This is a genomic window from Microcoleus sp. D2_18a_B4, from assembly GCF_036702475.1.
Lineage (GTDB): Bacteria > Cyanobacteriota > Cyanobacteriia > Cyanobacteriales > Microcoleaceae > Microcoleus.
The window spans coordinates 57,732-70,282 of record NZ_JAUBTL010000041.1 but is presented as its reverse complement, the minus strand read 5'-3'; the positions used below and the strand labels follow the sequence as shown (position 1 = coordinate 70,282).

Genomic DNA, 12,551 nt, shown 5'->3' with positions numbered 1-12,551 from the left:
ATAGGGCATAGGGCATAGGGCATAGGGCATAGGGCATAGGGCATAGGGCATAGGGCATAGGGCATAGGGCATAGGACTCGTCCCCATACCTCACCACGCTTGAGAACCGCTATAGCTGCTAAAGTCTAATAATTATGTGATCTAGAACAGGCGATCGGTTTTAAAAATGGTGCAAGATGAGTCAGACTAAATTCTAGTTGTACAAATCCGAAGTCCGCAAGGCAAAGACTCAAGATTTTGGCAATCTTGATATCTTTTCAACAATTAGCAATTAACAATTAGAAATCAGGGATATGAGACAAAATATTGAGCGACTCAAACAAAATCTAGGCAAAACTATTGTTGGTAAAGCCGATGCTATTCGCTTGGTGTTGGTAGCCGTGCTTTCGGGCGGGCACGCGCTGCTGGAAGACGTGCCGGGTGTGGGAAAAACGCTGCTGGCGAAGTCTTTGGCGCGATCTATTGATGGTAAGTTTCAGCGGATTCAGTGTACTCCGGATTTGTTGCCGACGGATATCACCGGTACTAATATTTGGAATCCGCGCAGCGGAGAGTTTGAGTTTTTGCCAGGGCCAGTTTTTGCTAATGTTTTGCTTGCCGATGAAATCAATCGGGCGACGCCGCGAACTCAGTCAGCTTTGCTGGAAGTGATGGAAGAAAAGCAGGTGACAGTAGATGGAGTTTCTCGAAATGTTCCGACGCCGTTTTTTGTGATTGCGACTCAGAACCCGATCGAATATCAAGGCACTTTTCCGCTACCGGAAGCCCAGATGGATCGGTTTACTTTGTCTTTGACTTTGGGCTATCCCGCTGCGTTGGAAGAGTTGCAAATGTTGGAACGGCTTTCTGATAGTTTTGCTGTTGAAGATTTGCAGCCTTGTATTTCTTTGGAAGAAGTGCAGGAATTGCGCCGTTTGTGCGCTGCTGTGAAGGTGGAAGGCTCTTTGAAACAGTATATTGTAGATTTGGTGCGATCGACACGGGAGGATGAGGAGATTACTCTGGGGGTGAGTCCCCGGGGTGCGGTGGCTTTGCACCGGGCGTCGCAGGCTTTGGCGTTTATGGAGGGCCGGGATTTTGCTACCCCGGATGATGTGAAATATTTGGCACCGCACGTACTTTCTCACAGGTTGATTCCGGCGGGGGGAAGGAGGGCTAAGACGATTGTGGACAAGTTGTTGCGATCAGTTCCTATTCCTTAAAAAGTTGGTAAGTAGGTTGCTTTAATTAAAGGAACAGGCAAGATGCCTGTTCCACAACCAATTACAACTTAATTAAAGGAACAGGCAAGATGCCTGTTCCACAAAGAATTACAGCTTAATTCAAGGAACAGGCAAGATGCCTGTTCCACAAACAATAAAGAATTACAGCTTAATTAAAGAAACAGGCAAGATGCCTGTTCCACAAAGAATTACAGCTTAATTCAAGGAACAGGCAAGATGCCTGTTCCACAAACAATTAATTTTCCTGTGGGGAGTAGGGGTTGGGCATCCTGCCCGCCCTTGAAAGACTTATTAATAATGGTGCAAAATGTCAGTTAATCAATAGGTTTTGCACCATTCTCAAGCACTCTCAAACAGCGCCACTAATTTTTTTGCCTCTAAATCAACATTGTGTTGTTGAGCAACTCTCTCGGCTCCTGTTTTCCCCATTTGTTCTAGCTTTTCTAGAGGTGCTTCCAGTGCCGCACGCATCGCTACGGCTAATGCTTCTGCGGAACCGGGAGGAACTAACCAACCGCAAACACCGGGTTCTACGAGTTCCGGGATGCCAGCAACATAAGTGCTAATTACGGGCCGATTGAGAGCGAGGGCTTCCATAATTACGACGGGCAAACCTTCAGCAAAACTAGGCAATACCATTGCCCGTGAAGCTAAAATCTCTTGCTGAACTCGATCGCCACTGGCCCAGCCGGTAATTTCTATATGATTTTGCAGGCCGAGTTGCAAAATCTGCTGTTCAATATCCGATCGCAGCGGCCCGTCTCCTACGAGTACCAACTTAAACTCTAAGCCTTGAACTGCTAGCAAGTTAGCAGCTTCTAGCAATAACAAATGACCTTTTTGTTCGCTGAGTCGGCCAATGCAAGCTAAGCGGGGTGCTGCGGGTATGGGGACGTAGGGTGCAGCTAAAAATGCAGCATCTACGCCGCAGTGTATGACGTGAATTTTTGACCAAAAAGTGCGATCGCACCACCGAAAAAGCTGACTTTTACCGAAGGAACTAACTGCTGCCACAAAGGTCGATCGTTTAATTTTTTCGTCTAAGGAAAGAAGTGTAGCTTTATCAAATTCTTCAGGGCCGTGAACGGTGAAACTGTAAGTCGGGCCGCCAAGCACGCGGCACAGCATTGCGACTGTTGTGGAATTTGTCCCGAAGTGAGCGTGAACGTGTGTTGTACCGGATTCTGCAAACCAATTTAAAAGAATGCAAGCTTCTGCTAAATAAGCTAGATGCAGCAAAATCCCCCGTTCCGAGTGCCAGCCAACTTTGAACATTAACCGCACAGCTTCGATGAATCGAATGGGTCTAGTTGCCGCAACGCGCAGCAAACCCCACGCTAACCCCTGTACGCCCACTCCTAAGATTACTTTAGTCAATTCTTGCTCTAGTTTGTCGGCCTCATCAACGAGTTCTGACTCGCAGGATCGGATCGAAAAACGTGCGACTTTCAGGCCGCAATTTTCAACGGCTATAACTTCTCTGCGGACAAAGCTGTGGCTGACTTTGGGATATAGGTTAACTAGATAAGCGATGTTCATGAACGGGGATAAACTTTTATGGTAAAACTCTATATTAGTTTAGCCTTTAATCGATTGAAGTCAAGACAGGATTTTGGGTGGGGTTATTTATTCTGTTATGTTTTGATGGATTGGTTCGCGATTTAAGATAAGGGCATCAATGGTTTTATAAACACTGAAATGCCTACCGAATTCCCCAACAAAAAAATCTGTTTTTTGTCAGGGATTGTCTCAGCTTAATTATAGGGGGCGAAATTAAAGCCACCTACTTTGTCAGGTGGCTAGAAAAAAATGCAAGATTACGAATTGGCTAAGCAAAGTTGTTGCCGAAGTTCTGGGGGAATCGCTTCAAAATGCTCTAACAGAAAATTCATCAAGGCGAGGTGACGCAAGTCGTGCAGTTGGGGATGGCGGTACTTACCTCCCCTGGTAAACCAGCGACGCACAGTAGAAAGCGATCGACAGCAAATGAGAGCTAGAGCTTCTTGCGGGACATCCCATTTTGCGTAGAATTGCTGCGGAGTCATCGCCAGTTGACAGTCAGCGTAAAGCTGAATGATTCGTTTTTCTCGATCGGTAATCGGGCGAGGCCTCAAAGAATGGTGTATCATAGAGGTGATTTTTTAATTTTGAATCGGCCAGTGCCCAATTTGCGGCGCTGGCTTTTGTTTTTGGGGGCTTTGTTTTTGGGCGCGATCGCACTTGACGATCGCCTAACTAAACTGCCGTGTTGACAATATATACGTTTACCTTTAATATGTCAACACTCTAATCCGAATTTTCAGATTCCTCTCTGTATTTGAATCCTGCCATCTCGGCTATCAAATCCAAATGTTTTGATGTGGAACGAGCAGGCAATTGCCCGTTCTCCCAATCGCTGACTGTAGCCTGTCGCACGCCTATGTGTTCTGCAAATTCTGCTTGTGTCAACCCCATATGGAGACGCAATGCCTTGATGAGTTCGCCATTCCACTGCACCCGATCGCCCGCCTGCTGAACCTGAATTTTCGGAATTAACTTGCGAAATGTTACCCGTTGTGCGTCGAAATCGACTGTTTCCACCCGATATCCTGCCTCCATCCAAGCGGTAGCTTGCAGAGCGCCCTTTTTGCGGTTGCTCCACCAAGCTTGTTGAGTGCGTGCGGAAGGGGGGAGTGCGTCGTTTAGCAATGCCTCTATTTCGGCGAAGTTGAGGGTTACTTCGTCGAGATGGCGATTTTCGCGCAGATAATCTAAGAGCGACTGGTACTTGCTGCCCTCCTTCATGCGGTGTTTTGTGAGGTTTTCAGATATAGAATGCCACAGATCGGGTGAAGGGCAAAATAGCAGCGCGCGATCGCTTTTTTATTTAGGCGCTCGCTTGCGACAGAGGAATCGGAGCAAAAAGAGCTGGTTGGCGATCGTTTCGCGGAATGAGAGCAATTTGGACATCATAGCCTAACTCATTGGCATATTCCGCCAGAGTTTTCAACTCTATGCGATGATCGCGCGTTCCCTCAATTTGAGATATCCTTCCAGGGCTTTTTTGCACTTCGCGAGCCATTTCTCTAACTGTCAATCCGCGAGAGTTGCGAATTTTTTGCAGCAATTCTCCCAAACTATCTAAAATGAGAAAATATTCTAATTTTTGTTGTAATTCCTCTGCCGTAGTAGGTTTGAGAGTTTCAGGAGGATTGACATCTACCATTGCTTCTGGTTCGGCTAGGAGTGCCGCCAATAAATCGCTTGCTTTGCCATCAATTTTTGTCATATTTTTTACCTCGGTTAGTTTATACTAACACTTGTATGCCATTCCGCGCTGCTTGGATAACTTCGGCTGTCCAATTTAGGAATGCAGCACTAGCAGCATCTTCTGTTTTGCACTCAGCGCGACAGAGAGCAAATTCTGTGTGAGAAATTTGGAAAAAATAAACTCGTGCGCCACCTTCTTCTGCCCGAGATTTGAGTTCGTAAATCGGCCCTCCTAAATGCTTTTTGTATCTGCAATTCATACCGTTGGCTTGTAAATCCGAAATCATTTCGATGGCTTTTTTCAAGCAGCTATGCTTGCTGAGTTTCGCCAACTCCAGCAAGTCTGTCAGAATTTGGGGTCGTATTCCTGGTGGATCGTTGGGATGGATGGTGTTGTAAGTTTTATAGGACATTGGTTTAGTCTAAGCTAAACGCTTTGTTTAGTCAAGGCTAAACAAATGTGTCGTGAAAATGCAAGATTACGAATTGGGCAAGCAAAGTTGTTGCCGAAGTTCCGGGGGAATAGCTTCATCATGCTCTCAGAGAAAATTCATCAAAGCCAAGTGACGCAAGTCTTGCGGTTGGGGATGGCGGTGGTTGCTTCCTCTGGTAAACCAGCGACGGACGGTAGAGACCGATCGACAGCAAATTAGGGAGATCCTGCGAGATCCTTTGGTGCTGAGTTCCCCAAATCGCACATTCTTCCTAAGCTGACGCGATCGCCCTTGACGCAATGGCGGATTGCGAAAGGGCGATCGCGCGTCTGAAAAAGTGTGGGAAGCAATTAGGTCGATGGATTAAAGTCCCCTTGCGGGGAAGAGGTGAAAACTGAATCAACTGTTCAATCACCATACTAGAGGCGTGTTTCCATCCCCTTGCGGGGTAAGTTGAAAGACTTGTTGAAGTCTTTGGAAAATTTTCACTCTCCAGTCTTCTAAAGAATAGCTGTCATTTTGATAAAAGTCAAGCCCTTCTCTGCAAAAAAGAGCCGGATGATTATAATCTCCCGAACTCTTTTTTGTTGTCGATACTATTGAGTATTACTTACTCGAACTGAGCAAGAACGATTTCCTTGTCAGGGAAATTAGCGACTAATTTTAGACTCCCACCAAGAGCTTGGATGTAGCCATAGAGGGCAGATACTTGAATATCCTCTGGGCTATCCAAATCAGAAAAAGTGGAATCAAAATTGCTGAGTTCTTTTTCCAGTTCCTCATCTGCATAACCCAACGACTTTAGCTGTTCCAAAAAGGTAAGATGAAGTAAGGCGAGTTGAACTCGCTTTTCAATTTTTGCCCTTCGCTCTGGCTTCATCCGCTCTCGTAATACACTAAAAGACTTTGTTCTCATATCTCATATCAACTTGTGTCCACTTTCAGCTCCTTATGGTGGTGAGGAGTGTGCAATTTACAGAAATGCTTTATTCTGATATCTACCCTTCTTCCCTAAGCTCTTCTAACAGTTGGTCATAGAGCCGATCTGCTGTCGGTACATTTTTCTTATACCAGCGATCGTTACCAGTTTTGTCGCCTCCTAAAAGGAGTACCGCAACCTTCCGGGGATCGAAGGCATACAAAATCCGGTATGGCTTCGTTTTATGTTGTACCCGAAGTTCTCGCATACGTCCGTGACGAGAGCCCTCGATACCTGAACTGTGAGGAAAGCCAAGAGTCGTTCCTTTTTCTTCTAGGAGCCGAACTTTGACAGCAATAGAATCTTGCGTTTCTGCATCAAGTGTTTCCCACCACCGCTCGAATTCGTCAGTGAACTCAATCTCCACCATGTTATTTTCCTTTTTCTTGTTAAATACGTTCTATCTGGCGCTTGAAAAGTTGATTCAGTCGCTCTAGCTGGAGCTTGAAGAGTTGATTCAGGTAAGTTAAGGCGTTTCAACCTATACATACATTTGTTTCCTATGTTAAGTATCAAAATTTACAAGGTTTAGAGTTTAAACTCTGAGCCTACCATTCATATTACACTATATATTACAGTCTGAACACGCTCGGTATCGCTCGATATTTGGCATTGCTAAAGCGAGAGGATGAAATCCGCAGAGACAACCCCCTCGTTGTTTTCCGAAACTCTGACAAAGTAGGCACGAAACACGACCCTTACGCCAAAATCATCCAGCCTTCAGGAAGGCTCAATATTTTTATTCACAGCATTTGACTTTTCTAAGACTGCCATCCTCCTTAAGGTCTAAAATTTCCACCTTAACCACTTGTCCTTCAGAAAGAGATTGTGCTTTTTTCGGTTCTTTTTCAGTGAGTCTGATAGTTCCCAGAATTTCATATGTCACCTTGTTTCCTTTTACAGCAGTAACTTTGGCTTCGACAATTTGACCCACTGCAAACTCATGACTGCCGATCGCCTTAGCAATTTCAACTTGTCTCGCTGACTCTAAAACTGGGGCCACAACTTCTCCAATCGGCCCCGCTTCTTTGTAGTAACGCATCAAACGAGATGCCCAACCTAAAATTTGCAGCAAAGTGCTAGCATCCCCTTGAAATCCTTTGAGACAATCGCTACAAGCTTTGTCGATGCTGCGGTAATAATCTGTGGTTTTGCCACTGTGTCCGATTTGTCTGCCATTACCGACTAGGGTTTTAAGATACTTGAAAAAGCTGGAATTGGCATCAGCTTGATTTTGATTAACTGCATTGCGGAGATAGGCGATCGCCTTTCCCAATTCATTTACATCAGTTTGTTCTTTAACTAAAGTTTGAGCGATCGCGTGGGCAATTCCCCACTGGTTTTCGGTCAAAGATTCTGTCACTAATTCAGTATTAGACATCTTTAATACATTCCTGTTGGAGGTTCCCGATCGGTCGGATATTTCAACACTTCAGCTAGTTGTTGCAATTGAGTTGCTTGCACTAAACTAGAATGAGCAGCTTGAATATTTTTTTGCATAAATTGTTGCAATTTTGTGCCAGTCATGCTGTCAGATTCTGGAGGATTGTAGGAGGAATAGCGATCGCGCAAATCTCCCTTATTCTGCAACACCCTTGCTGCTGTTACCTCCACAGTCATTGTTCCCATGCCGATCGGCTTCCCGCCGCCTACCTTGAGGGCGATCGGATACTTTGGATCTTGCCCCAACACAATCAAAAGCGTTCCTAACTCTGCTGCTGTTAAGTTTTTGAATTGTATCTGTGTTTTGAAAGTATACTCTTTAGCCGCTTGCTGAACGGTAATTCCTTGATTTTGACCTTTGTCGATCGCCCGAATTGTGTGATAGTAAAACTTGCGCCCTGCTACGTTGCCTCTTGCGTCAAAATATGCTCGTCTTTGATCGGGACGGGGACGATATAAAGATGGCATAAATCCCGTAGCAAAGCCCGTATTTTCGCATTTAGCATCGCTGAATTCAATTAGCCCTTGCCAATCTAAGGCACCGAATACTTGACTTGCCGGACAGAGTTCTTGTTTATTTTTACATGGCAAGCGTTCTGGCGGAATTTTATCTCTGTATCTTGATGTAATTACTGCTAAAGTGCTGTTAGTAATGGCTTCGTATGCTGACCGGATGCAGCCTTTGAGAGAACTACCTTGAATTGATAATTTTTGGTCAATATTTTGAACCATTGTTTTGATTAAAGGCACGCGACTCCCTATGTCGCTACCCATGACAACTACGCCTGTAGAGACGTGCAAAGTAGTCTGAACTTTCAGAGTTAGAAACAAAGTTCCGTGCAGGCGATCGCCCAAATATTGGTGATGTCCGGCCGGAGGTTTTTTTGGCGGTCGTTCCTTGGGGAAACTAATTAATTCATAAGGTTTAGGTTCTCCAGTTTCAGCGGGATTATTATTAGAAACCGGACTACTTGGCGGCGGTGTAGAACGTCGGGGCTTGGGTGGGAGATTTGTAGTCATGTTAACTCCTGACTGTGAGGGCGACAAAATGAACGGTAGCAGTTCTTTTTTCTTGAAAGTATCGCTGACCTATGCTAATATTGTTAGAGACAATGTTTTCATTCTTTCGTCCTTTGTAGACAAAAGTTTTAGGGAATTTGGGTTCGTCAAGGGGGTGAAAGTAAGCCGTGCGATCGCACCATTCCCAATTTTCACCGATCGGCTCAAATCCTTCTAAATCGGCTTCAACTCGACTCAGCAGTAACGCTTGATATGCACTTCCCTGCTTTTTCCAGCGCAATTCGCGATCGGCATTAAACATTTGCCCTTCAAAACCGGGAAATTCTTGGGGTAAGTTCATACAAATGCCGCTGACTGCGTGGGGCGATCGCACAAAATAATAACTTTCCTCAGTTGCTAATTTGTCTAGCAACTCTTTAACTTCATCTCGTGACAAACCCGATCGAACATATACAAAACCTTTGTTCATGCTGCGGTACCTGTTAAAAGCTTACTCCAAGCACAAACTGCACATTTAAATAAATTCGGTACACCAGTCTCACCGTCGCCTTGCCATTTTAGCTGCACTCCAAAACCTAAATCCATCGGTTCAGCAGGAATAGGGGTTTGTTCGCGATCGGGTTTAGAAAAGCCATAATTTGCGGCTTCTTCAGTCTCTAAAAATTCTCCTGCACCCAGCAAGAAAGCCTGTCCCCATCGACCGGGTTTGACTATTTGTTGAATTTGGCGATTATCTTTATCTAATTTACAACCGGGATATTGAACTACGGCTTCGTTATATTTGACTGTCACTGTCCCCAAACCGCGAGATTTGGCAAAACCGATACCAAACCAACCATCATTTAAGTCTCGCAAAACTAAGCCAATTAAGCCTAATTGTGCTAAGGAAAAGTTTTTGAGATGTATTTTAGTGCGAAATTCTCCGGCGGTGCAGACTTGGTAGTTAAAGGGGCCAACGGCTACGGAACCGAAAACGCGATCGATCGCGACTCCATTGCGTTCTTGAATTTTGAGCTGTTTCTTATCAATTGGGTGAGCATCTTGGATTCTAACTCTGCTAGCAATTGAAGTGTTGCCGAAAATGCGATCGGTAAAAGAAGAGAACTTGTAAATATCGCTGGATGATTTATTTTTCAAGTAATCATGCTTGTCATTCAATGGATCGTTAGCCCAGAGAACTTTCGGATCATTAGGATTACTATCTCTTCCTAGGGTTCTGACAATTCTCTCAGCATGAGCGCGAATAGCACCTTTCAAACTGCTTCCCGGTAGATAAATTGACTTCCCTCCTGCGTGGTAAGTCTCGACAAATTCCATATCTGGTTTCGTTGGATCGGCTCCTTCTTTACCAGATTTGATCAGAATCGGCCCGTCAGGAAGGAGAGTTAAGTCAATGGTACAGTGGTTGACAATTCGTTTGTGCATAGTTGAGTAGGTCGAGAGATGGTTGGGAATTAAGCGGCTACTAACTGATTTAGCTGAACTTCACACTGTTGGAAAACATAGTTAACGGCAGCAAATAGTGGATCTAGCTCTTCTATTAAATAGCGGTTAATATTTTTTGTAAAAACTGTTTCTTCCAATTTACCAAACTCCCAATCCTTGCCGTTGGAAACAATACCAAAAATTATTACGTGAAGTTCATTGTTAAGTCGCTGTGCTGCAAACATTTCAGCTAGGCACTGCGCCCAGCCTTCATCGAACTTGTCTTGCTTGGCCTCAACTAATAGAAAATAAGGCTTGCCAAACACAAATTTTCCTAAAGGGGAGCGTTTAGTCAAAATATATTCAGGAAAACCACACAGATTCTGGTCGTAAGTAAGAGACTTATGGCTCCATAAAACAAACTTAGTATAATAAGATTTCCAAACTTCTTTGATAACTGGATAGATCAAATTTTCGCACACAGCAAACTCTGAATTGTCCACAACTGCTTCCCGCATCATAAATGCTAAGTCTTCCCGAAAATAGTCAGGGATACTAAATGCAGTTTCTCCCATAAAATTAGCTTCAGTGTAAGTAATCTGAAACTCTTGGAGAACTTCACCGATATCTTTATAATTGCTGAAACTCATATTGACCTCCTGTGTGGGATGTTTAGTTTTAGCCTTGAACTATTTGAGTTGGAGATGATTGAGAAGTTTTATTTTTCAGGAGTTTATCGATCAGCTTTTGTACCCAGTCATCTTTATAATCGGCTGCATCTTCATAAGCCGTTTCATCTCCCATCACTAACTTTTTTAAGTATTCTAACAAAAATTCGGGATGGTCTTCGACATCAATCCAGCGCATCTTATCAATTTCTAGTTTAACCACTCCTAAGCCGCGTGATCGCCCTCCTCCGAGAGGTATTTGTTCGGTCTCAAATTGATGCAAACCAATCATTAATAAACCCAATTCCCAATCATGAGCATTTTCAACTACTGCTTTAAAATCAAAGGGAGTTGCGGCGGGGACAACTTGGTAGTCGTAAAGTTTGCCATCGGCGGCGGTTTCTGTGTCTCTGTCAATGGCTACGCCATCTCGTTCTTGATATTGTCCGAACCACGCATCGGGTTGTACAGTTAAGTCGCGAACTTGAAATTTGCTGGCCATCCAAGGAGTGCCAAATAAACTGCCAATATCGTCTGTTATTTTGATGAGCTCTTGTGTTAGCTCAAAGTCATTATTCTTGTGTTCATTTTTCAAATATTTGACTTGATTGTTTCTAATTGAACTTGTGTAGTTAGCCGGATCTTCGGCGAGATTTGGGTCGATACCTCGGAGGAAGCTCTCTAAGCGCGATCGGAGTGCACCTTTAAAACTTGATCCGGGAATCAAAGGTTGACCCAAAGCATCTTTGATTACGGGTAAATCGGAGCCAATCGGTTCGGTGGAACGTCCGGCACTAATGCGGAGTGCTGTGATTGTTGTCACCTTTCCTGTGATTTCCAGTCGATTTTTGAAAGTGTCAAACATAAACTAACCTAAGTAATTAGTTGGAATTTGCTTAAACTATTGATTCAATGAATCAATAAGGATTATTGTTAACTTCGGGTTCCTTACCATAACGATGTAATAACAAGATACCATTCGATGACGTACAGCTTACTCGTATTCCTTTAGTTACTCTAAAATGAGCGATATCAACCTTATCACCGTTCATATTCTTATATGGCTTCATGTTACTATATTTGTCATACTGCAATCCGGGATCTTGTTTGAGAATACTGGTGTCGCCACCTGACTTTTGCAACAGTTGAGAAGCTTTAGCTAGAGTTTCCTGTAATTTGACTTGCTCTTCTAGATTATTTTCAATTTTTTTATAGTCATCATAAAAACTAGACTTGTAATCTATTTTAGGGAACTTCAACAGCTTTTGTGAAAGCAGTTCTTTTTTACATTGCTCCCAAAGTAGCTGACCCCATGCTGATAGAATCATTTCTTGTCCAATAACCAATACCCATTCTCTCGGTACTTTCTGGCCTTCTTCCCAAGATGTAGATATTGCCCCCATATCCATCATTGCTAGCTGAACTTTATAGGGTTCAATCTTTGACACATCAACCTTTACCGGAAGCTTGGGAATTTTGATTAGTTGATTCGACCCTTCAAATAGGTAAATAATTTCATCAGCATCAAACATTCCGATTGTATTGAAATAGCCTTGCAAAGCCTTGAATCCACCGACAAGATTAAAGCAAATCTCGTATCGGTAATCTTTATATTTTTTAATATTTTCTCGCATGAAAGGAAACAACTTTGCCATCCCTTCGACAAAAATATCGCTGCTAGCAGTAGAAAGTCCCGGCGGAGCATGAGTGCTGATATTAGTTAATCTCTTGCTCTTTAAAAAAGACTCAACTACTCCAGCCGCGACTCTACCTTGTGCAGTATCAGTAGTAACTAATAAGTGCATATCTGGTATGCCCTGCTCTATTTGCTCATTGTACAAACCATAAATACCATTTAGTTCTGCGCTAGCTTTTCGGATTTTATCAGTATTATTACTAGACAGTTCTTGTTCTGCTCTTTCCTTCAATTCTGAAATAATTTCTTTAATTGTTGGATCATCTTGGATTTCATTATCGGTATAGTTTGCTGTTTGCTGTAGTCTTTCATAGTAATTGTCATCTATCTCTGGATCTATCTGGTTAGTTAACACGCTCGTACCAACAGTGGAAATTACGAGTCTAGCCATAAGTTTGTACTCCTAAGTAATTG

The 12,551-nt window shown here is 43.6% G+C and carries 15 protein-coding genes; 1 reads left to right on the top strand and 14 read right to left on the bottom strand.

Annotated features, from left to right (window positions below; genetic code table 11):
* The first annotated feature begins 293 nt into the window (after positions 1 to 293).
* Positions 294 to 1,202, top strand: a complete 909-nt coding sequence (locus QUB04_RS21795; protein ID WP_333287546.1) for a MoxR family ATPase — start codon at positions 294 to 296, stop codon at positions 1,200 to 1,202.
* A gap of 360 nt (positions 1,203 to 1,562) precedes the next feature.
* Here the strand turns inward: QUB04_RS21795 and QUB04_RS21790 are convergent, their stop codons facing one another.
* The 14 genes from QUB04_RS21790 to QUB04_RS21725 form a co-directional block, all read right to left on the bottom strand.
* Complete coding sequence (locus tag QUB04_RS21790; RefSeq protein WP_333287544.1) at positions 1,563 to 2,762, bottom strand: glycosyltransferase; 1,200 nt, start codon at positions 2,760 to 2,762, stop codon at positions 1,563 to 1,565.
* 278 nt (positions 2,763 to 3,040) lie between these two features.
* Positions 3,041 to 3,352, bottom strand: a complete 312-nt coding sequence (locus QUB04_RS21785) for a helix-turn-helix domain-containing protein (protein ID WP_333287542.1) — start codon at positions 3,350 to 3,352, stop codon at positions 3,041 to 3,043.
* Between the two features lie 157 nt (positions 3,353 to 3,509).
* Positions 3,510 to 4,007, bottom strand: coding sequence for a DUF7662 domain-containing protein (locus QUB04_RS21780; RefSeq protein ID WP_333287540.1), 498 nt, complete (start codon positions 4,005 to 4,007; stop codon positions 3,510 to 3,512).
* 82 nt (positions 4,008 to 4,089) lie between these two features.
* Positions 4,090 to 4,491, bottom strand: a complete 402-nt coding sequence (locus tag QUB04_RS21775; RefSeq protein ID WP_333287538.1) for a helix-turn-helix transcriptional regulator — start codon at positions 4,489 to 4,491, stop codon at positions 4,090 to 4,092.
* Between the two features lie 19 nt (positions 4,492 to 4,510).
* Positions 4,511 to 4,885 carry a hypothetical protein gene (locus tag QUB04_RS21770; protein WP_333287536.1) on the bottom strand — a complete coding sequence of 125 codons (375 nt, stop codon included), beginning with the start codon at positions 4,883 to 4,885 and terminating at the stop codon, positions 4,511 to 4,513.
* 631 nt (positions 4,886 to 5,516) lie between these two features.
* The gene (locus tag QUB04_RS21765; protein WP_333106181.1) at positions 5,517 to 5,786 is read right to left on the bottom strand and encodes a transcriptional regulator; all 270 of its coding nucleotides are present in this window, start codon (positions 5,784 to 5,786) and stop codon (positions 5,517 to 5,519) included.
* Positions 5,787 to 5,904: 118 nt separating this feature from the next.
* The gene (locus tag QUB04_RS21760) at positions 5,905 to 6,255 is read right to left on the bottom strand and encodes a type II toxin-antitoxin system RelE/ParE family toxin (protein ID WP_333106180.1); all 351 of its coding nucleotides are present in this window, start codon (positions 6,253 to 6,255) and stop codon (positions 5,905 to 5,907) included.
* Between the two features lie 369 nt (positions 6,256 to 6,624).
* Complete coding sequence (locus QUB04_RS21755) at positions 6,625 to 7,266, bottom strand: hypothetical protein (protein ID WP_333287534.1); 642 nt, start codon at positions 7,264 to 7,266, stop codon at positions 6,625 to 6,627.
* A 2-nt stretch (positions 7,267 to 7,268) separates the two neighbouring features.
* The gene (locus tag QUB04_RS21750; protein ID WP_333287532.1) at positions 7,269 to 8,348 is read right to left on the bottom strand and encodes an RAMP superfamily CRISPR-associated protein; all 1,080 of its coding nucleotides are present in this window, start codon (positions 8,346 to 8,348) and stop codon (positions 7,269 to 7,271) included.
* Between the two features lies 1 nt (position 8,349).
* Positions 8,350 to 8,817 (bottom strand): hypothetical protein, encoded by a 468-nt coding sequence (locus QUB04_RS21745; RefSeq protein WP_333287529.1) that lies wholly within the window; start codon positions 8,815 to 8,817, stop codon positions 8,350 to 8,352.
* Positions 8,814 to 9,773, bottom strand: coding sequence for an RAMP superfamily CRISPR-associated protein (locus tag QUB04_RS21740; protein ID WP_333287527.1), 960 nt, complete (start codon positions 9,771 to 9,773; stop codon positions 8,814 to 8,816). The genes QUB04_RS21745 and QUB04_RS21740 overlap by 4 nt, the downstream gene beginning before the upstream one ends.
* A 29-nt stretch (positions 9,774 to 9,802) precedes the next feature.
* Positions 9,803 to 10,423 carry a hypothetical protein gene (locus tag QUB04_RS21735; protein WP_333287525.1) on the bottom strand — a complete coding sequence of 207 codons (621 nt, stop codon included), beginning with the start codon at positions 10,421 to 10,423 and terminating at the stop codon, positions 9,803 to 9,805.
* A gap of 28 nt (positions 10,424 to 10,451) precedes the next feature.
* A complete protein-coding gene (csx7, locus tag QUB04_RS21730) occupies positions 10,452 to 11,306 on the bottom strand; it encodes a type III CRISPR-associated RAMP protein Csx7 (RefSeq protein WP_333287523.1) in 855 nt (284 codons plus the stop codon).
* A 52-nt stretch (positions 11,307 to 11,358) separates the two neighbouring features.
* On the bottom strand, positions 11,359 to 12,528 hold the full coding sequence (locus tag QUB04_RS21725; RefSeq protein WP_333287521.1) for a putative CRISPR-associated protein: 1,170 nt from the start codon (positions 12,526 to 12,528) through the stop codon (positions 11,359 to 11,361).
* Between the last annotated feature and the right edge of the window lie 23 nt (positions 12,529 to 12,551).

Excerpts from the sequence above, each read along its gene's own strand:
- QUB04_RS21795 (WP_333287546.1), top strand. The coding sequence starts at position 294 with ATGAGACAAAATATTGAGCGACTCAAACAAAATCTAGGCAAAACTATT.
- QUB04_RS21790 (WP_333287544.1), bottom strand. The coding sequence starts at position 2,762 with ATGAACATCGCTTATCTAGTTAACCTATATCCCAAAGTCAGCCACAGC.
- QUB04_RS21785 (WP_333287542.1), bottom strand. The coding sequence starts at position 3,352 with ATGATACACCATTCTTTGAGGCCTCGCCCGATTACCGATCGAGAAAAA.
- QUB04_RS21780 (WP_333287540.1), bottom strand. The coding sequence starts at position 4,007 with ATGAAGGAGGGCAGCAAGTACCAGTCGCTCTTAGATTATCTGCGCGAA.
- QUB04_RS21775 (WP_333287538.1), bottom strand. The coding sequence starts at position 4,491 with ATGACAAAAATTGATGGCAAAGCAAGCGATTTATTGGCGGCACTCCTA.
- QUB04_RS21770 (WP_333287536.1), bottom strand. The coding sequence starts at position 4,885 with ATGTCCTATAAAACTTACAACACCATCCATCCCAACGATCCACCAGGA.
- QUB04_RS21765 (WP_333106181.1), bottom strand. The coding sequence starts at position 5,786 with ATGAAGCCAGAGCGAAGGGCAAAAATTGAAAAGCGAGTTCAACTCGCC.
- QUB04_RS21760 (WP_333106180.1), bottom strand. The coding sequence starts at position 6,255 with ATGGTGGAGATTGAGTTCACTGACGAATTCGAGCGGTGGTGGGAAACA.
- QUB04_RS21755 (WP_333287534.1), bottom strand. The coding sequence starts at position 7,266 with ATGTCTAATACTGAATTAGTGACAGAATCTTTGACCGAAAACCAGTGG.
- QUB04_RS21750 (WP_333287532.1), bottom strand. The coding sequence starts at position 8,348 with ATGACTACAAATCTCCCACCCAAGCCCCGACGTTCTACACCGCCGCCA.
- QUB04_RS21745 (WP_333287529.1), bottom strand. The coding sequence starts at position 8,817 with ATGAACAAAGGTTTTGTATATGTTCGATCGGGTTTGTCACGAGATGAA.
- QUB04_RS21740 (WP_333287527.1), bottom strand. The coding sequence starts at position 9,773 with ATGCACAAACGAATTGTCAACCACTGTACCATTGACTTAACTCTCCTT.
- QUB04_RS21735 (WP_333287525.1), bottom strand. The coding sequence starts at position 10,423 with ATGAGTTTCAGCAATTATAAAGATATCGGTGAAGTTCTCCAAGAGTTT.
- csx7 (WP_333287523.1), bottom strand. The coding sequence starts at position 11,306 with ATGTTTGACACTTTCAAAAATCGACTGGAAATCACAGGAAAGGTGACA.
- QUB04_RS21725 (WP_333287521.1), bottom strand. The coding sequence starts at position 12,528 with ATGGCTAGACTCGTAATTTCCACTGTTGGTACGAGCGTGTTAACTAAC.